Genomic DNA, 18,361 nt, shown 5'->3' on the forward strand with positions numbered 1-18,361 from the left:
CCGGCGCCGCCCCCTTGACCAAGCTCTACAATCCCACAGACTCTTCCTAACTTTGCCCTTAACAAGCACATGAGTCAAGGATTACCCGGATTGCCCAGTACAGATTGAGTGACGGCAGTCACACCTTGATCGCGATCGTTTTCACTTCAGTCTTCGGCAGCAGGCGCGCAGTGAAATAGCGATCTTCGTAGTAACGGATCTTGTCACACTTCACCGGATGCGGAATGCCCTCATACAGGAAGACCTCCTTCTCGTTGCCCATCGCTTTGAGCTCCTGCGGCAACATCAGCGCACGCCGCTCTTCAGAGACGCTTCGGGTGGTTTCCCTGCCTCGGGTGACGTTGTTTTTCTTGATGGTTGTGTAACCCAGCATCTCCGAGTAGTCGTTTGCATCCTGCTGCTCGCGCGGCGCGTACAAGATCTGCAATGCGTGGTTGGTGATGATCGTTCGCGATAGATCCTTGCCGTATGTCGCATCCAACTGCGTCATGCTCTGGATGATCGGCAACAGCCTGAGGTTGTACCCGGCCATGTACGCGACTGCGGTTGCGATGATGTCCACTTTGCCGATCGAGGTGAATTCGTCCATCAACAACAAGCACTGGTATTTCAGCTCCGGATTGGACTTCGGAAGCTCCCGCGTGTTGAGGTTGATGATCTGGCTGAAAAGCAGGTTGATGATGAGTCTGCTCTCGGCCAGCTTGTTGGGCTGGATGCCGATATAGATGGTCATCTTCTTCCTGCGAAGATCGGTGAGCATGAAGTCGTCAGCGCTGGTTGCAGCATCCAGCACGGGGTTGATCCATGCATTGAGAGGCTCTTTCAAGGTCCCCATGATCGATGCAAAGGTCTCATCGGCTTGTGACAGCATGTTGGCAAACGCCGAGCGTGCATTGCTGCTGAGGAACCTGCGCTCTGAGAGCGACTTCAGATATTTCTTGAGGTCTGTGCCATCCCCGGACGACAGCCGATAAATGCCGCCGAGCGTGGGCGCACCTGCGCCACCCGGGAAGCCAAGCGACAGTTCCTCATCCTGGTTTTCGAACAGGTACAGCGCGAAAGCCATGAACGCGTTGCGCGCCTGGCTAACCCAGAACTTCTGGTCGTCCGACCCATCCGGATACAGCATCGCCGCGATGCTCATCAGATCCGAGACGCGGAATGCCGGATCGTTGGAGACGTAGGTCAACGGGTTCCAGCGATGCGTTCGGCGATCTTCGGCGAACGGATTGAACAGGAAGACCTCATGCCCCTGACTGGCGCGCCAGCCACTGGTCAGATCGAAGTTTTCCTGCTTGATGTCCAGTACAACGATCGATTCCTGATATTCGAGCAGATTGGGGATGACCACACCAACGCCCTTGCCGGAGCGCGTGGGCGCGGCAAGAATCACGAATTGCTGCCCGCTCAGTCGCACCAGCTTGCCGTTGAACTTACCGACGACGATGCCGTTGCCACTCGGCTTGAACAACCCGTGCCTGGAAAGATCTGCGGCTCCGGCAAAGCGCGCGTCACCGTGCAGCGCACGTGGCTTTGGCTTGAGCACAAGCACAACCGTAATGGCCCAGACGATCCCCGGCAGACCAAAACCGAGGACGCCCGACATCTTGATCTTGGTCGCGTAAGGCGCCACTTCCGGCAACCCCAACGCGCTGACGTAGCGGTAGTAGGTGTCCCAGGAATACAACCCGGTATCGAGTCGCAACAGCAGCAATGTCAGATACCCGGACAGGGTATATCCAACGAGCAACGTCACCGCAGTGGCGATTGCAATTACTTTGGCTTTGGACACGCGACCCTACTCCTTAGGCTTACATCTCGACGGCCGTCTAGCGGCGGACAACCGGCTTGTGATCGATCAGATCTGACTTGCGCCCGCCGTTCTCGCTCTCGACAAGCGAGTCGATCCAGACCTTGGCTTGATCCAGGGAAAGATCTGGCGTAATTCGCGTCCCCGCCTCTGTCACGACCGCATAAGCCACGACTGCATCAGGCGCGTACACCTCTTCGCGAGTGATTGCCACGACACGGTATCCCCCTCTGGTCAGCACGGTATGCTGATACTCGTCCATTGCCAGCCCTCCTTTCGTCAGCGCGGAAGCGATGCTAAAGCAAGACGTGTGATGGAGAAAGCGGTTTCAACCACGCTGGCAGATCCGCAGACCAGCCTATGCACACGAAGCGTGCCGATGGCTATATTGGGATAACAGCAAGATGATCGTGTTCAAACCACTCAAGTCGCCGTGCATCCGGACTTGGAGTGGTGGGCGGTACAGGGTTCGAACCTGTGACCCCTACCATGTCAAGGTAGTGCTCTACCGCTGAGCTAACCGCCCGTTTCCTGCGTCAGCATTGCGCTGTGCAGGGCGCGCATTCTAGCGCAGGGTTTCGCGGGCCACAAGCCCTCCCTGCACGTGAGCACCCTGCCCCGCCCTACGCCAGGCTCGCCGCCTTCAATTTCTGGATCTGGTCCCGAATCTGCGCTGCGGCCTCGAATTCCAGATCCTTGGCGTGCTGGTACATCTTCTGCTCCAGGCTCTTGAGCTTGCCGGCGATCTGGGCCGGCCCCATCGCGCGGTAGTCGACCGTGTCTTCGGCGATCTGACGTGACTTCGAACGACCCTTGCCGGCTTTCTTCTCGGCGGCATCCTCGCGCGCGCCTTCCATGATGTCGGAGATCGGGCGCTGCACGGATTTCGGCGTGATGCCATGTTCGAGGTTGTACTCGACCTGCTTCTCGCGACGACGGTCGGTTTCGTCGATCGCCGCCTGCATCGAACGCGTCATCTTGTCGGCATACAGGATGGCCTTGCCACGCAGGTTGCGCGCGGCGCGCCCGATCGTCTGGATCAACGAACCGGTCGAACGCAGGAAGCCCTCCTTGTCGGCATCCAGGATCGCCACCAGCGACACTTCCGGCATGTCCAGACCTTCGCGCAGCAGATTGATGCCGACCAGCACGTCGAATTTGCCAAGGCGCAGATCGCGAATGATCTCCACCCGCTCAACAGTATCGATGTCCGAATGCAGGTAGCGCACCCGAATGCCATGTTCGCCCAGGTATTCGGTGAGGTTCTCGGACATGCGCTTGGTCAGCGTGGTGACCAATACACGATCGCCGAGCTTGATGCGCTCATGGATCTCGGACATCAGGTCGTCGACCTGCGTTCCGACCGGGCGTATCTCGACCACCGGATCGATCAGGCCGGTCGGGCGCACCACCAGCTCGGTGATCTCGCCTGCAGACTCACGCAGTTCGTATGGACCCGGTGTGGCCGAGACGTAGATGCTGCGCGGCGAGCGCGCCTCCCACTCTTCGAAACGCAACGGCCGGTTATCCAACGCCGAAGGAAGACGGAAGCCGAATTCCACCAGCGTTTCCTTGCGCGAACGATCGCCCTTGTACATCGCGCCGATCTGCGGAATGGTCACATGCGACTCGTCGATCACCAGCAGCGCATCCGGCGGCAAGTAGTCGAACAACGTCGGTGGCGGTTCGCCAGGCGCTTTGCCGGTGAGATGCCGCGAGTAGTTTTCGATGCCGTTGCAGAAGCCCACCTCGGCCATCATTTCCAGGTCGAACTGGGTGCGCTGTGCCAAGCGCTGCGCTTCGACCAGCTTGTTCTGCGAATACAGCTGCTCCAGCCGCTCCTTGAGCTCGTCCTTGATCGTATCCACCGCACTGAGCGTACGCTCGCGCGTGGTCGCGTAATGCGTCTTGGGATACACGGTGTAGCGCTGCAATCTACGCAGCGTCTCGCCGGTGAGCGGATCGAACAAGGTCAGCTGTTCGATGTCGCCGTCGAACAACTCGATGCGCAATGCCTCAGTGTCCGACTCGGCGGGGAAGACATCGAGCACCTCGCCACGCACGCGGAACGCGCCGCGCGTCAGCTCGAATTCGTTGCGTGTGTACTGCAGATCGCTGAGATGACGGATCAACTTGCGCTGATCGATGTGCTCGCCCACCGACAGGATCAAACGCAGCGACAAATAGTCTTCCGGCGCGCCCAGACCGTAGATCGCCGAGACCGTAGCCACCACCAACGAATCGCGACGCGACAGCAAGGTCTTGGTGGCGGACAACCGCATCTGCTCGATGTGCTCGTTGATCGAACTGTCCTTCTCGATGAAGGTATCCGACGACGGCACATAGGCCTCGGGCTGGTAGTAGTCGTAGTAGCTGACGAAGTACTCCACCGCGTTGTTCGGAAAGAACGACTTGAACTCGCCGTACAACTGCGCCGCCAGCGTCTTGTTCGGCGCCATCACCAGGGTCGGCTTCTGCACCTGCTGGATCACGTTGGCGATGGTGTAGGTCTTGCCCGAGCCGGTCACGCCCAACAGGGTCTGCTTGGCCAGGCCGGCCTCGAAATTGGCTACCAGCTTGTCGATGGCCGCAGGCTGGTCGCCTGCCGGGGAGTACGGGGATACGAGCTGAAAACGGTCGGTCATGGAGCGGTGCCCTCACATCGACTACTGAGTATAGCGATGCAGGATGATGGTCGTGTTCGTGCTTTCCCTACCCTGGCCCGAGCAGCGGACTGATCGTCCAGCCTGCCCGCTTGCAGGACGCTAAATGTCCACGGACGGAGCATCGAACGGCATGGGGAGGAAACAGCGTCACTCAGGAATCAGCTTGATGGAAGTCTTGGCAACCACCGCATTGCTGGCTGTGCTTACCTCCATTGCATGGCCATCCTTTGCTGAGCTTCGCCAAACGCATCACGTGCGAGCGATCATGTTCGAACTTAGCGCCACTCTGGCAATGGCCCGCTCAGCGTCCGTCACGCGCGGAGGACCCGTCGCTGTTTGCCCAAAATCTTCGACGCTGGCCTGCCTTGGCGACAGCAACTGGACTGGCGGATGGCTGATCTACTCCGACTCAGATGGCAATCGACACCCTGACGTTAGGAGCGATGTCATCTCGACAAGTTCCCCAAAGATTTCTTCGGAACTCCAGATCTACACAACCGATGGCCGTGCACAAGTACGCTATGGGCCGCTTGGCAGATCACTTGGCAGCAACCTGACCTTTCATATCTGCAGTCGCGGCATCCTCAGGGGCCAAGTCATCGTCAGCACAGCTGGGCGCCCAAGGTCGCTGCTGCCGGCAGCGCAGCAAGCTTGCCCCGTCTGAAAAATTTATCAGACAAGGGGTTGCATAACGCCCCACCGCTCCCTATAATTTGCCTCCCCGCCCGAATAGCTCAGCCGGTTAGAGCACTTGACTGTTAATCAGGGGGTCGTTGGTTCGAGTCCAACTTCGGGCGCCAAAAATAAAAAAAGACCTCCTAGAGAGGTCTTTTTTTTGCTTGAATTTTGACGAAAATACGGTTCGGTTATCAGACATATGGTCAAAGAGTAAAAGTCATAGTAGCCAGCATCTGGAATACGATAAAGGGCGGCCTGGAATTCCTGGCCGCCCTTTTAGCTTTATCAATTTACGTGATTCTCAAAAGACATTACCAACATTGGGTGGCGCCACCCGAACCCGACGCAGCACGCACACCGAGCTGATTGACCGTTAACGTGCCGCATGTCGAGTCGTTCTGCCTCGAGGTTGGCGTAGCGCTCAACGAAAAGCTTGTGGCTGTGGGCGTGCCTGAGGAAAATGTATAGAAATTTGCAATGTCGGCACTACATGCCCCCATACTTCCACCAACATAAGTCGTATTGATCGTGTAATAACGCTCCATGGTTTGAGCACCCTCTTGAAGACATGCGGCGGCGGCTGAACGACGAGATTTGATAACTGATGATCGATAACTATTGATTGCTATAGCGGCGAGAATGCCAACGATCGCGACTGCAATCATTAATTCCAGCAAGCTGAAACCAGAATTCTTCTGAAAGTAGCCCCCAGATGAGTTGCGATTCATATTGCTCATGATTTAGTCCCTAATAATTTCGCGCCAGGATACACGCCCTGTATTGCGATTATCCGCAATATTGACGCCACCCAAGCTTCCCTTGGAACCACCAACGACAATTTTCCCCCGCAGAACATTCCCAAGTGTCGGCATGCCCACCCCTAAATTGACCGAACCCACTGGCAATCCACCTACAGTCTCGTCACTAAAACTACCATCACCGTCGAGATCAAAGAAAGACTCTGTACCGCTCGTGCCAGTAAAGGCATCCAGTGCATTGATGTAGCCTGTACCGTCCGCCTGGCATGCACTAGCTGTCGGGATAATGCTGCTAACCAAAAGCGTTCTATTGAACAACTGCGCTTCACTCACAATCCGCTCACCCTCCAAGGTACCAGCACCTCCAGTGACAGCCGCCGGCTTCAGTAAATCGATATACCAACCTCTAGAGCCAGCTGGCAAGATCGAATTGGGCTGAAATGCTCGTACTGGAAATCCATTTTGAGTGCCGGTCACCGTGATTGAGCGGGTAGTCAAAGCTGTTCGAGCAAGCGTTGTATTGCTGGCAGAAGTTGCTGTGTCAACGATCCCATACAAAGATTGTCCACTCTTGTCGGTGAGGTCACCGGTCGTCATGAAACGGCCGGTACCAAAGAAAAGCCATGTCTCGTAAGTGCTTGGATTCAATGCCACTGTCATGTCCGCAGTGATTGGCTGCAAAGTACTGCCAGTGCCAACAGGATAAGAAGCCGTGAAAATTGGGCTACCTGTGTTTGCAACACGCCAACTGCCGGAAGTTACACCGGAAATATCGAACTTCCAAACATTCCCTCTTACATCACCGGCATACACATAATCAACCGTCCCATTGGCGTCTGCATCCCATCCTGTTGCACCTGACAGGCCATTCGGTGCACTAGAAGATCCTACATTAGTATTAATCTGCTTAAGAAGCGCACCTGTTTCCAGATTGTAAACCAGCAGTACGGCCTGATCGTTAGTGCTATTGATACCATTCGCAACTACTAGCGCAGTAGTACCGTCATTGAGCCTGGCGACGAAAGGACGAGATTGAATAAATCCGATATTCGCAGCTTCCGCATCACCACTTGCACCGTAACGCTCCCACTTTACGTTACTTGCAGAAAAACTACTTGGCGTCGTCACATCCAGCGCGTAGACACCCTTCCCGCCTTTACCTAGACTTCCTACTAGGATAGTTCTATCAGGTGTCTGAGCTCTTGTCGAAAGAATGACTGGCCCATCGACGAAGTAGCGATGACTGTACGTAGGCGCACTTAAACTACCTAGATCGGCGAAATTAATTGAAGAAGGAATGTATGCAAATTGTTCAACACCATTGGTCGCATTAAAAGCATGCAACATCCCGTCATTGGCGCCCACATAAACTGTTCCAGTGTCGGACGAGTATGCAGGCGAAGAACTAACGATATCACCCAGGAGGGAGGTCCGATTGCGCAGAGTTCCGCCATTCACCAGTTCTTTACTGCGGTTCCCCGCGATGTACAAAGCATTATCATCACCTGCCACAGCTGGCGCGGATGCACGCGCAAGAGACGTAGTCTGCGTTGCTGTCGGGAATGTGGAACCCGCAACACCATTCCAAGTGAAGATCTTTCGATTACTGGTGGGAATACCTTGAGAAGCACTCCACGTAGGGGTACCAGAAACCGCAGAGTTCACAACCGGATAAGCATTCAGCTCGCCTGTCCAGACGCCCGAAAGATAGCTGGCAGTGAAAACAAGCGTCCCCCCGTCCAAACTGGTTGACGTTGCTGAAACATTGGAAAAAGAGCCTGTACGCTGAGTGATTGTCGAGAGAGCGGCGGTCAGCCCAAGCTTGAATGCGTTCGGATCCGCAGCAGTCAGAAAGGTTCCGCGCCCATTAACTGCCGCATGCCACAAGTCATCGATGCGCGCCAGGATATCATTGCCACCGGTATACGTTGGCTGTGGGTCAGGCCAGCCGATAGTACCAGCCACCAAACGAGCCAAGTCGGTTGCAGGATCAAGAACACCCCGCGCGCCAATTGCAATCCCGAAAGTGACCATATGCTGCCAAAATGCCGGATCGGCATTGCTGGTAGGCACAATATTATCCAGATCCGATCGTAAATCGCTCTTCCAGTACGACATTGCGACGTCGGCCAACGTATTCGAATAAGAATCCGAATACGGCGTACTTGCTGTGTATCCATAGGGAGCCGGCACGCCTCCAGGGCCGCTGTACGTAGTTCCGTTAGTTCCATCCTGGTTGCCCGGATTGACAGCAGTGGCGCCGTTCCAGTAACCGTCGGTGGTCATAATTGCGAAATTTTGGCGGCAAGCGTACTGATCTACGCCTGCTTCCGGGCCATAAGGTCCGGTTGAACTAGAACCTTGAAAGTACTGCCCAACTCCGTCTAGAGCATTCAACAAAGGAGTGCCATTGTAGCCGCTAGCATTATACAAACGGTTATACCAATTTGTTCGCGCAGCAATTGCTGCAGCCCCGCCTGACGCAGCCTTATCCATGAAAAGGCCCTGATTACCGTCATTGACTGGAATATCGAGATTATTCCGCGACCAAATGGTCCTGAAACCAACCCGCACATTGCCTCCAAGATCACTGAACGCTTGGCCAGCGCCAGCCTTGGCTGCCTTGATACGGGTGCGATGATAAGAGAACCATGTTGCATAATTAGTAGCTTCTGAAGACGAATTCTTGCCCGTTGGTGTTGCCGAGGAACAATTAACCCAATCGTTGCTATCAGTCGAACCAGAAGAGCAACGATTATTCTGAGTAATGGTTGCTGCTAACGAATAAGTTGCGGAGCCAGTGCCATTCCCCCGCAAAACTTGAACCACATAGGTACTATCTGACGCAGGAGTTACAGAACACGTAAAAGAGCTATTGGCCGGGACGGCCTGATTGCAATCATTGGAGGTGCTAACAGCATTACGAACTCTTAGTATTGCTTGGCGCGTCCCAGTAGCATTTAGTGTCGCAGAAAGCACCCCATTTGCAGGGACGGATATGGTATACGAATCAACTTCATTTGTAGTCACTGCATTATAAACAGGATATCCGGCGACGGAAGAAGATGTTGTAGTAACGGCACCAAATTCACTCCGCGTAACAGTATTTGCATCACTGATCTGATATCGGTAATAATTATTTGCATTTGCCAAATAATTTATCCCGCTATTATTCAGATCTTTCGGAACAAAAAATGTCTGCACCCCGCCACAAACCCTTTGATTAGCTCCAGTACCATCAGCGTTACCATTTCTATCAAAATTTGAGCAACTGGCACTATTAGCAAGATCTATGGTTGTCCCACCAGCCCTATTAAAATCGCCGTATGCCGCACTGTATGAGGTGCCGCCGGCCATCAGCGCACCTGTAGAAGTAATCCAGGGCTGATAGTTAATAGATGGATTATAATAAATTGTATTGCCGACGTAAGTGGAATCGGTAATGTCAAAAACAACCTGTCTATTATTTGTAAGACAGGCCGCACCATTTGAATCACGGCGACAAATCTGAGAGATCTGAGGGTTCGCAAGATCTTCAAACGCCATCGAGCCCGAGTCATCCAGAATAAACATGATATTCGGTGGTACACGGCTTGCCGTTGTCAACGGATCAGTGGGCAGCGTGATGCCGGCATTGGCAGGAAGCGACAGCAGGGTAGCAAGCATGGATAACACAGGCACCATGAGCGCCTTACGCAAGCCATCCAACCTCCGGCGGAATGGACTTTTAGAGATGGTCATGTCGGGCCCCTACTGCTTGATATAGTTTGTCTGCAGGAGTACCTGGGAACGCCCGGCCCCCTCACTGACAGCGGTAATGCGATACCTGGGTGACAAGCACAATGCCGGTATCGGTGAAATACGATCACATGCAGGCCATGTAGGAGCATCGCCCATGTATTCAATGATGTATTGAGGCGCAGTCGTTAAATCTACCGTCAAGGTTGCAGTACGCCAACCGGAACGGCTGGTGGCGAGCCAACGATCCGTATCGGTAGCCAATGGGGTAGCGCAGATCCCATCTACGCATCCACTACTTGGAACACTGATCGTTGTTGCGGCTTTGATACGTCCCTCTGCCTCTCGCATCGCACCTTCTGCCGCTTGAAAACTTCTACCGCGATCGACGAGATTCGACGCCATTCGCTCTTCAAGCAGCGTACTGCGCAGGACTGCCAAACCCAGCAAAGTCATGATTAACAAAAGCAAAAGCACGACAATGAGTGACACACCGGCCTGAGATCGATAATGGGGAGTGTTCATGCATTACGATTCCGAAGTGCGATCACATGACTAAGAGTGCGAGTAATGGTCTCACCGCCAGGGCCGGCGCGAGTTGGATCCAACATTTCCAAACGAATGCTAACAGCGGTAACAGATGACCAATCTGTTACCGCACTGGCATCTACATACGCTGCCTGCCCTTTTACAAGATATTGCAACTGCATGTTATTGACGCCTTCCAACACTTCGTCGTTACGCTGTGCCAAAGCACTGCCGGAATAAACCATTTGTGATTGATATAAAGACCTGGTTCCGCGCGCATTGGTGCCAATGAACCATCGGGAAGCATGCAGGTTGGCGATGACAGAGCCAGCTGCAACAAACGCGAACTGCGAGCCACCGCAAACCGGCATCGCCAAGCCGGTTGAACAATTTCCCGGAGAAACCCCACTGACCGCATGGACAATATTAGAACCGCTGACTGCGCTGACCTGAAAGATGGCCGACTGTCGCGCATTACAAGCCACTACGACGTCGCCTGTGGAGATGCCCGCAGCCGCAGCCGTGGTGTTAAGAGTGAGTGTGGCAGAGGCGGTATTGTCCGAAGCAATTGTTGCGACTTCATAGCCTGACCCCAGAATTTGTAATGCGTCGGTCCCTGCTATGCGGGTACCAGTTGCTGTGCCGTTTGCTGGAGAACCAGAAGCAAAAGCCCCTTCCACACCAGTTATCCCGGAATTCCACGTATCGATGTTCGTGTACCAATTCGCGGCTTTATTGTTTACCACATTGGCGACTGGCACTGTATTTACACAGGGATTCCCGGATGCTTCACGGACATCGCGTGCCATCAACTCGAAAGCTGTCCGCACATTTTCCTGAACGCGCCCCAATCCCTCTGTGGCACTGTAAGTACGACGATTGGAAAGGAAGATACCAATGGCTGCCCCTACTACCAGCAACCCTAATAAAAGAGCAATCATCAGCTCGATAAGCGTTACACCACGCATATTTGACCTAATGGCACGCATATACTTTCTCGACCTGTTCATAGGCGTGTCTTGATCGAAAATTGTTGAACAGAACTACCGTTTTTTGCGCGACTGTCATCCCACTTGACTACTGCTTCGCATGCCGTATCGCTGCAGCTAATAGTGCCGCAAGCAGTAGAATTGATTGAGCTTTTCAAGCCTTGCAACCAATTGCTGATATCGTTGGAGACTAGATTGGAACCGGTCGGAGCGGTGCAAGAGGTTTGGTTATAACCCCCAGACGTGGCGACCGCGAGGTTTGCGCGCATTGCATCAAAAATGGTGTAAGCCTGTATCACGGCTTGACTGCGTTCCAGCGAGCTCTGACTGTTCCGGAGAGCCGTAGCTTGCATTGCGGCAATACCCAGCATACCGACCCCTAGCACCAGTACCGAGATCAGGACCTCAACTAGACCAACGCCTGCCATCGAATCGCGCTTAATAAACTTCTTCATGCCCGCCTCACAGTGTAGTAGGTGCATTGACCGGAGATGCGCAGGTGATATCGCTTGCACCATTACGCACAGCAGCACGGCTTCCGCTAACGATCACGACAACGCGGACATTTTGAGGCGGAGTGCTTGTCGTGAGGCAAGAACTGACGGCTGCAGCGAGCAACGCACCTGTTGCATCACGCGCCAAACCATCAGCTCTAAATTCGACTGCGTTGCCGTTACTGACAATTGCAGGACTCGCCTGAATCAGTAGTGGCACCTTCGCTGTGCCGACTCGCAGCACCTCATTGGTGGCTTTGACCATGATGATCCATTGGTTCCAAGAGCCGCTGGTACAACTGGACGCATTGCTGCTCGGGCACACAAGCACCGTCTGATTACGTCGCACGGCCTCAGACCGCGCCATCTGCAATGAGGCCAACACTTCGTTTGCAGATGCGGTAAGCCGATTACTATTGATCAGCCCTGTAAAACTTGGGATAGCAATTGCCGCCACGATCGCAAGCACAGCCACGGTCACCATCAATTCGACCAGACTGAACCCTAGATGCTGACCCAACCGCACGTCATCCCGCAGGTTGCGTCGCAACGCCTGCATGGTGTTTCCTCATTTCATTCCCCAACGTAACGCTAGTGGTCGTCGTCAGCAGACGCAACGGATGGCCGATGAGCGGCGTGGATGGAGTAATGAATGGACAACGACCGTCGCTCGATGAACCGGTGCATCATGTTCGCACTCCTACGCCTTAGAGAGTCTCCAAGCGCATGCCTAGTCCGTCTTCCCAAATACAACCTCTGGACATCTTATGGCAGGCACCGGTCATCATCTGGACCCTGTTGGCTGGCGAGGGGGTCGCAGCAGTGCTGGCTCTTGCCCCCACTCTGGACGGAAATCGCTGGGTTTACTTTGGCCTTGCTTCTCTAGCGGTCCAATGGATAGCGCTATTGACACTGACATGTCTTTATCTACTACGTCATCGCTTGACGGGGCTGAAGCCACTGCACATCGCTACGTTGTCCCTGGGACTCATGTTGGCGTGTACTTGGGCGGTATGTGTCGCGACTTGGGTAGCACTGCATGAAGCCTGGAATGTTACCTCAGGCGAATGGATGCTGACTTTCCTTCGCACCACAGGAATTGCGCTGACAGTTGGAATCCTGAGCTTGCTCGCATTCCACAATCACTGGAGGGCAAGGCAATTGGCAATACAGGCCCAGCAGGCTCAATTGGATGCGTTGCGTGCACGAATTCGACCGCATTTTCTTTTCAACACTCTGAATACAGGGGCCGCCCTTATCCATGGGCATCCCGAAAAAGCCGAGCGATTGCTGCTGGACTTGGCAGACTTATTTCGTGCAGCGCTAGGCAGCTCGGATCAAATCAGTCTGCACGAAGAATTAGCATTGACGCGACGTTATCTGGAGATTGAGGAAATGCGCTTGGGACGACGACTCACCATCGACTGGCAAGTCCCCTCTTCGCTACCAAACATCCAGATTCCGCCCCTTTCCATTCAACCCTTGGCGGAAAATGCGGTTCGCCACGGTATTGAGCCGCGCATCGATGGCGGCTGCATATCAGTCAGATTTTTTATTGACCACAGTTGGGCGCGAGTCGAAATCGTTAATCCACTTCCACCCACTCAAGAAAATACAAATCGAGGCCATCAACTTGGCCTGCGCGCAGTGCAAGCCAGGTTAGAGAATCCAGAGGGCGGTTATGCACGCCTGACAACCCAGCGTACAGATGAAGCATTCATCAGCACGCTTGAGTTGCCTATCATTAATCAGCCTTAAGTTTTAGGCAAATTAGGTCACCACCCGATAACAAGGCCGGTAATCCCCCGAAATCTTCATCCTGCGCTGCTCGACAAATCCGCGCAGGAGCTCATCCAGGGCTTGCATGATGTCCGGGTCTCCGTGGATCTCGAAGGGGCCGAACTCTTCGATGCGGCGCATGCCGTCTTCCTTGACGTTGCCAGCGACGATACCGGAGAAGGCGCGGCGCAGGTCGGCGGCCAATGCGGGTGCGGGACGGCCGTGGTGAAGGTCCAGGGCGGCCATGGCCTCGTGGCTGGGCTCGAACGGCTGCTGGTACTCGAGCGGAATGTGCACCGACCAATTGAAGTAGTACGAGTCCTTCTGGTCCTTGCGGTGCGCACGCACCTCTTGGATGCCTTCGGCCATGCGACGTGCAACTGCAACCGGGTCGCCGACGATGATCTCGTAGCGGGAAGCGACAGATTCGCCCAGAGTGAGCCGGATGAAGCGGTCGATCTGCTCGAAATACGGCGCGGCGATAGTCGGGCCGGTCAGGATCAGCGGGAACGGCAGGTCCGCGTTCTCCTCGCGCAGCAGGATGCCGAGCAGGTAGAGGATTTCCTCAGCCGTGCCGACGCCGCCCGGGAACACCAGGATGCCGTGTCCGATGCGGACGAAGGCCTCCAGGCGCTTCTCGATGTCCGGCATGATCACCAGGTGGTTGACGATCGGATTCGGCGATTCGGCGGCAATGATGCCTGGCTCGGTCACGCCGATGTAGCGGGTGTGGTGCTTGCGCTGCTTGGCGTGGGCGATGGTGGCGCCCTTCATCGGCCCCTTCATCGCGCCCGGGCCACAGCCGGTACAGATGTCCAGGCCGCGCAAGCCGAGCTCATAGCCCACCTGCTTGGTATAGAGATATTCGTCGCGCGAGATGGAATGGCCACCCCAGCACACGACCAGATTGGGGTCGGACGGCTGCAGGATGCGTGCGTTGCGCAGCTGGCCAAACACCGCATTGGTGATGCCTTCGCTGGTATCGAGATCGGCGCGCTGCGCTTCGAGCTCGATCGCCATATAGGCCAGATCACGCACGACGGCGAACAGCAGCTCAGCCACACCCCGGATGATCTCGCCATCGACGAACGCCATCGCCGGCGCATTGCTCAGATCGATGCGGATGCCGCGATCCTGCTGGTTCACCTGGATATCGAAATCCGGATACAGATCACGCGCGGCACGCGGGTCGTCCGAGGCGCTGCCGCTAGTGAGCACAGCCAGCGCACAGCGGCGCAACAGCTCGTGCATGCCGCCACTGGAGGCATCGCGCAAGCGCGCCACTTCCGCCTTGGACAACACATCCAGACCGCCACGCGGATAGATCCGCGCATCCACCACCGGCAGCGCCCGTGCTGCCGTACTGCTGAGTTCCATAGCTTGCTCCTGTCGTATCTAAGGAACTTTAGCGTACTCACCCGCCCAAAAGAAAACGGCCGGGAAAACCCGGCCGTTTTTGCAACATTCGACACGCTAGACCAGATCAGAACTGGTAGCGGAAGCCCAGCTGCAGTGCCCAACGGGAGATGCCGCGATCGTCATACACGGTGGACTGATCAGGCGTATTGAAGCGATACACGTACTTGCCGCTGGCTGCATCGATACCACCATACTCCGCGACACCGCGCATGCCGGGGAAGCCATACTCTTCGACGCGGCCCCACTTCTTGTTGAGCAGGTTCCCGACGTTCATGACGTCGAGCCACACAGATGCCTTGTTGTCTTTGAAGAAGCCAGGAATCTCCTGCTCGATGTGCAGATCAAACTGGTTGATCCAGGAGTTGCGTGCGCCGTTACGCTCCGCGACCTGACCGCGGCGGGCAGCCAGATACTCGTTCCCTTCGATGTAGCTCCAGAATGCCTGCTCTTCTGCCGCGCTACCGAACAGCACATCGCCGCGACCGGCCGGAATGTACAGCAGGTCATTCAGGCGACCATCGCCATTGGCGTCGTTATCGAACGTGTAACTGTAAGGACGGCCATTGCGGCCTTGGTAGATCAGGCCCAATTTGGTCTCGTAATCGCCAAAGAACGCATGCTTCCAGTTCAACGTACCGAGGATGCTGTTCTTGACCTCGTAGGCTGCAGTCGATGCAACGTTTTCATTGGCCTGGAAGACCGCGTTGTTGCCAAGCTGCGAGCCCGAGGTCGAACTGGTCAGACCGCTGACTTCATCGGCATCGGTGTAAGTGTAGTAAAGGCCCCAAGACCAGTCGCCGCCGTTGAACGGCTTGTTCAGACCAACGGTGAAGCTCTCGCTGCCACCCTTGTCGGTTGGACGAGCAATCAGCGCATCGTTGTACCGGCGGTCACGATTACCACGTGCATCCACCGAAACACCACTCGGCTGCAGGCCATTCCTGTCCCAGCTGCTAGGACGGAGACCATTCGCATTCCAGTAGATGTTGCGGCCATCCTGTCCGATTGCACTCGCCGCACCCAAGTTCAGCTGCTGGTAGTAGATAGCCTCGTTGACCTGGGTAACTACAGCTTCGGCAGATGCAACGATGCCGTACCACGGCAGTTCGGTATCGAACGCGAGGTTTGCTTTCCACACCGAAGGCTGGCCCAACTTTCCATCAACGAAATCGACCGACTGCGTGCTACCCGCAACCGTCGTGCCCGTCGGCTGATTGTTGATATCCGGAGTGAAACGGATACCGTTATCACGCACTAGCGCCGGGCTAGAGAAGTTGTAGTCGGTGTACGCCAAACCGGTGTTGGAGTACGGGTTCGAAAGCCACACGGTTGCTGCGGCGCCCTGGAACAGGCCGACGCCGCCACGCAGCTGTGTCGGGCGATCACTATCAAACGTATAGTTGAAACCAAAACGCGGCTCGAACAGGCCATTCCCGTCAATGGTTTGATCGTTGCGGAAGCCAAACACGGACGATGCCGTCGCGTTATAGGCAGGGCTGTTTTTCACCATCGGCTCGTCGTAACGCAGACCGAAGGTCAGCGTCAAATTGTTATTGACCGCCCAGGTATCCTGCACAAATACGCCCACATTCCGCATGCCCCAGTCGGCAGCGATATCTTCGATGTTGCCGCTGTTGGAACGCGAGTAACGATAGTTCTGGGCAATATTGTTGCGGTAATCCGAAATCGAATTGAATGTGTAGGAACCGAAGACGCGCTGTCCAAACAGGTTGAACAGATCGTTGTCTTCGTAGTCGAAGCCGAACTTGACGGTGTGATCGTTCAGGAACAGCGTACCCGCGAAGAACGCATTCCAGGTTTCGGTACGCAGCTCGTTGGCCTGGGTGCTCTGCTCGGTACCCAGGTTGACGGTATTGTTACCGATGCGCACTGCAACAGCAGGCAACTGCGATGCAGCGGTACGCACGGCCGAGTAGTCGCGGTAAGACACCTTGGCTTCAGTCGAGAAGGTATCGGTCCAATCGCTGAACAACTGGGCCGTGTAGGTCTTGAGGCTGAAGTCGCGGACGTAGTGATACGAATTCAGCGAAAGCGCCTGATTGCCAAAACCATTGAGGTTGGCAGTGCTCTGCTCGCTCTCGCCGTAACGGAAGGATGCGCGATGCTTGTCGGAAATATTCCAGTCGAGCTTGAAGCCCTTCTCTTCGGAATCCGAATCCAGGGCCGGCAAAGCGAGAGTTCCCGGATCGAAACCATAGACATTGCGCGAGATATCGATGATCTCATCGACCTGCGCCTGCGAGATCGGAACGATATTGCTCGCACCCGAGCCAGTCGGACCGTAGCCGGAGGCTCCCGTGAACACACCCTTGCCCTTGTACTTTTCGTAGTTGGCAAAGAAGAACAGCTTGTCCTTGATGACCGGTCCGCCCAGGGTCAGGCCATAGGTGGTTTCGTTATCGAACAGCTGCGGGCGGATATCGTTCTGGTTCTTGCCCGACCAATCGTTCTCACGGTAGGTGCCGTACACCGATCCGTGGAATTCATTGGTACCGGACTTGGTGACCGCATTGATCACGCCGCCAGTGGCGCCGGTGATGGTGACGTCGTAGTTGGCCACGTCGACCGAGATTTCGTCGATGACATCCATCGAGAACGGCTGGCGGGGAGTCGGCAAGCCGTTGGATTCCAGGCCGAACGCGTCGTTGGTGCTGATACCGTCGACGCGGATCAGATTGAAGCGCGGATTCTGGCCGCCCACGGAAATTTCATTACGCGCCTTGTCGGTCTGCGCCACGCGCGGATCCAGACGTACGTAGTCCTGCAGGTTGCGGTTGATCGAGGGCAAGGATTCGATCTGCTCGCGGGTCACGTTGGTGCCGGTGCCCATCTTGTTGGCACTGAACAGCGCCGAGCCGTAATCGCCACCGATGGCCTGCACCGCACCCAGCGTGGTCACATCACCGCCCAGCGAAGCGTCGACGCTGTTGACCTGGTTGAGGTTCAGATACACGCCTTCTTCGGTCTTGGTACCTTCACCCGATTTGGTGATGGTGATGGTGTACGGCCCACCCACACGCAGGCCGCGCGCGTTGTAGCGTCCGCTGGCATCGGTGGTGGCGCGGCTGACGGTGCCTGACTCGATGTGGGTGATCGTCACTTCGGCATTTGGCACTGGTTGACCAGCGCTGCTGGTGACCACACCGGCGACGCCGGCGGAGGTGCTCTGGGCAAATACGGGGGCAGCGGCAAGTGCGGCAACAAGGCCAAGCGTCAGCTTGGACATGCGAAGACAACGGGGGTGAGTCATTTCGGTAGCCTCGATACAGGTTGGGCAGTGACAAAAAGGCGCAGTCAGCCCAACCGTTCCCGGGGGTGGGCTGCCGATGATCTGGGGTCCCTCGCCGCGCGGCTGGTTGCTGCCGCAACGGTTAACAACAGATTAACACGCTAAGGCCTGATTGTGACGGCGGCGTGACAAACTTCGCGCAGTGCAACATGAACTTCGCATGTGAAGGCGCAAACGCCACACCGTGCAAAG

13 protein-coding genes and 2 tRNA genes are annotated in these 18,361 nt (G+C 55.6%); 3 read left to right on the forward strand and 12 right to left on the reverse strand.

Going from position 1 to position 18,361, the window contains the following annotated elements:
• Positions 1 to 118 precede the first annotated feature (118 nt).
• The 4 genes from NYR97_RS21945 to uvrB all read right to left on the reverse strand — a co-directional run bounded on the left by NYR97_RS21945 (position 119) and on the right by uvrB (position 4,455).
• Positions 119 to 1,792, reverse strand: a complete 1,674-nt coding sequence (locus tag NYR97_RS21945) for a type IV secretory system conjugative DNA transfer family protein (protein WP_316695782.1) — start codon at positions 1,790 to 1,792, stop codon at positions 119 to 121.
• 37 nt (positions 1,793 to 1,829) lie between these two features.
• Complete coding sequence (locus NYR97_RS21950; RefSeq protein WP_205394392.1) at positions 1,830 to 2,072, reverse strand: hypothetical protein; 243 nt, start codon at positions 2,070 to 2,072, stop codon at positions 1,830 to 1,832.
• A 189-nt stretch (positions 2,073 to 2,261) separates the two neighbouring features.
• Positions 2,262 to 2,336 (reverse strand) — tRNA-Val (locus NYR97_RS21955).
• A 97-nt stretch (positions 2,337 to 2,433) separates the two neighbouring features.
• On the reverse strand, positions 2,434 to 4,455 hold the full coding sequence (gene uvrB / locus NYR97_RS21960) for an excinuclease ABC subunit UvrB (protein WP_316695784.1): 2,022 nt from the start codon (positions 4,453 to 4,455) through the stop codon (positions 2,434 to 2,436).
• 286 nt (positions 4,456 to 4,741) lie between these two features.
• Between uvrB and NYR97_RS21965 the strand changes: the two genes are divergently transcribed.
• Positions 4,742 to 5,140, forward strand: a complete 399-nt coding sequence (locus tag NYR97_RS21965; RefSeq protein WP_275424271.1) for a GspH/FimT family protein — start codon at positions 4,742 to 4,744, stop codon at positions 5,138 to 5,140.
• A gap of 59 nt (positions 5,141 to 5,199) precedes the next feature.
• Positions 5,200 to 5,276 (forward strand) — tRNA-Asn (locus tag NYR97_RS21970).
• A 189-nt stretch (positions 5,277 to 5,465) separates the two neighbouring features.
• On the opposite strand, the gene NYR97_RS21975 is transcribed toward NYR97_RS21970, so the two are convergent.
• From NYR97_RS21975 to NYR97_RS22000, 6 genes are read right to left on the reverse strand one after another with little or no spacing between them, the layout of a single operon-like run.
• Complete coding sequence (locus tag NYR97_RS21975; RefSeq protein WP_316695785.1) at positions 5,466 to 5,891, reverse strand: type IV pilin protein; 426 nt, start codon at positions 5,889 to 5,891, stop codon at positions 5,466 to 5,468.
• Positions 5,892 to 5,894: 3 nt separating this feature from the next.
• On the reverse strand, positions 5,895 to 9,653 hold the full coding sequence (locus NYR97_RS21980; protein ID WP_316695787.1) for a pilus assembly protein: 3,759 nt from the start codon (positions 9,651 to 9,653) through the stop codon (positions 5,895 to 5,897).
• A gap of 9 nt (positions 9,654 to 9,662) precedes the next feature.
• Complete coding sequence (locus NYR97_RS21985; RefSeq protein WP_316695789.1) at positions 9,663 to 10,175, reverse strand: pilus assembly PilX family protein; 513 nt, start codon at positions 10,173 to 10,175, stop codon at positions 9,663 to 9,665.
• On the reverse strand, positions 10,172 to 11,167 hold the full coding sequence (locus NYR97_RS21990) for a PilW family protein (RefSeq protein ID WP_316695790.1): 996 nt from the start codon (positions 11,165 to 11,167) through the stop codon (positions 10,172 to 10,174). The genes NYR97_RS21985 and NYR97_RS21990 overlap by 4 nt, the downstream gene beginning before the upstream one ends.
• Positions 11,168 to 11,184: 17 nt before the next feature.
• Positions 11,185 to 11,622 carry a type IV pilus modification protein PilV gene (gene pilV / locus NYR97_RS21995; RefSeq protein ID WP_316695791.1) on the reverse strand — a complete coding sequence of 146 codons (438 nt, stop codon included), beginning with the start codon at positions 11,620 to 11,622 and terminating at the stop codon, positions 11,185 to 11,187.
• Between the two features lie 7 nt (positions 11,623 to 11,629).
• Positions 11,630 to 12,220: a GspH/FimT family pseudopilin gene (locus tag NYR97_RS22000; protein WP_316695792.1), complete on the reverse strand. Its 591-nt coding sequence runs from the start codon at positions 12,218 to 12,220 to the stop codon at positions 11,630 to 11,632.
• Between the two features lie 512 nt (positions 12,221 to 12,732).
• On the opposite strand from NYR97_RS22000, the gene NYR97_RS22005 reads away from it, so the two are divergent.
• Positions 12,733 to 13,419, forward strand: a complete 687-nt coding sequence (locus NYR97_RS22005) for a sensor histidine kinase (RefSeq protein ID WP_316695794.1) — start codon at positions 12,733 to 12,735, stop codon at positions 13,417 to 13,419.
• Between the two features lie 12 nt (positions 13,420 to 13,431).
• Here NYR97_RS22005 and ppnN read toward each other — a convergent pair whose 3' ends face one another.
• Both ppnN and NYR97_RS22015 read right to left on the reverse strand, forming a co-directional pair.
• Positions 13,432 to 14,817: a nucleotide 5'-monophosphate nucleosidase PpnN gene (gene ppnN, locus NYR97_RS22010; protein WP_316695795.1), complete on the reverse strand. Its 1,386-nt coding sequence runs from the start codon at positions 14,815 to 14,817 to the stop codon at positions 13,432 to 13,434.
• Between the two features lie 106 nt (positions 14,818 to 14,923).
• Complete coding sequence (locus NYR97_RS22015) at positions 14,924 to 18,130, reverse strand: TonB-dependent receptor (RefSeq protein ID WP_316695797.1); 3,207 nt, start codon at positions 18,128 to 18,130, stop codon at positions 14,924 to 14,926.
• Positions 18,131 to 18,361: the final 231 nt, after the last annotated feature.

This window comes from Xanthomonas hydrangeae, assembly GCF_032697525.1.
GTDB lineage: Bacteria > Pseudomonadota > Gammaproteobacteria > Xanthomonadales > Xanthomonadaceae > Xanthomonas > Xanthomonas hydrangeae.

Bases quoted from the DNA above. Each gene is read 5' to 3' on its own strand.
- NYR97_RS21950 (WP_205394392.1), bottom strand. From the start codon at position 2,072: ATGGACGAGTATCAGCATACCGTGCTGACCAGAGGGGGATACCGTGTC.
- uvrB (WP_316695784.1), bottom strand. From the start codon at position 4,455: ATGACCGACCGTTTTCAGCTCGTATCCCCGTACTCCCCGGCAGGCGAC.
- NYR97_RS21965 (WP_275424271.1), top strand. From the start codon at position 4,742: ATGTTCGAACTTAGCGCCACTCTGGCAATGGCCCGCTCAGCGTCCGTC.
- NYR97_RS21975 (WP_316695785.1), bottom strand. From the start codon at position 5,891: ATGAGCAATATGAATCGCAACTCATCTGGGGGCTACTTTCAGAAGAAT.
- NYR97_RS21980 (WP_316695787.1), bottom strand. From the start codon at position 9,653: ATGACCATCTCTAAAAGTCCATTCCGCCGGAGGTTGGATGGCTTGCGT.
- NYR97_RS21985 (WP_316695789.1), bottom strand. From the start codon at position 10,175: ATGAACACTCCCCATTATCGATCTCAGGCCGGTGTGTCACTCATTGTC.
- NYR97_RS21990 (WP_316695790.1), bottom strand. From the start codon at position 11,167: ATGCGTGCCATTAGGTCAAATATGCGTGGTGTAACGCTTATCGAGCTG.
- pilV (WP_316695791.1), bottom strand. From the start codon at position 11,622: ATGAAGAAGTTTATTAAGCGCGATTCGATGGCAGGCGTTGGTCTAGTT.
- NYR97_RS22000 (WP_316695792.1), bottom strand. From the start codon at position 12,220: ATGCAGGCGTTGCGACGCAACCTGCGGGATGACGTGCGGTTGGGTCAG.
- NYR97_RS22005 (WP_316695794.1), top strand. From the start codon at position 12,733: ATGCTGACTTTCCTTCGCACCACAGGAATTGCGCTGACAGTTGGAATC.
- ppnN (WP_316695795.1), bottom strand. From the start codon at position 14,817: ATGGAACTCAGCAGTACGGCAGCACGGGCGCTGCCGGTGGTGGATGCG.
- NYR97_RS22015 (WP_316695797.1), bottom strand. From the start codon at position 18,130: ATGACTCACCCCCGTTGTCTTCGCATGTCCAAGCTGACGCTTGGCCTT.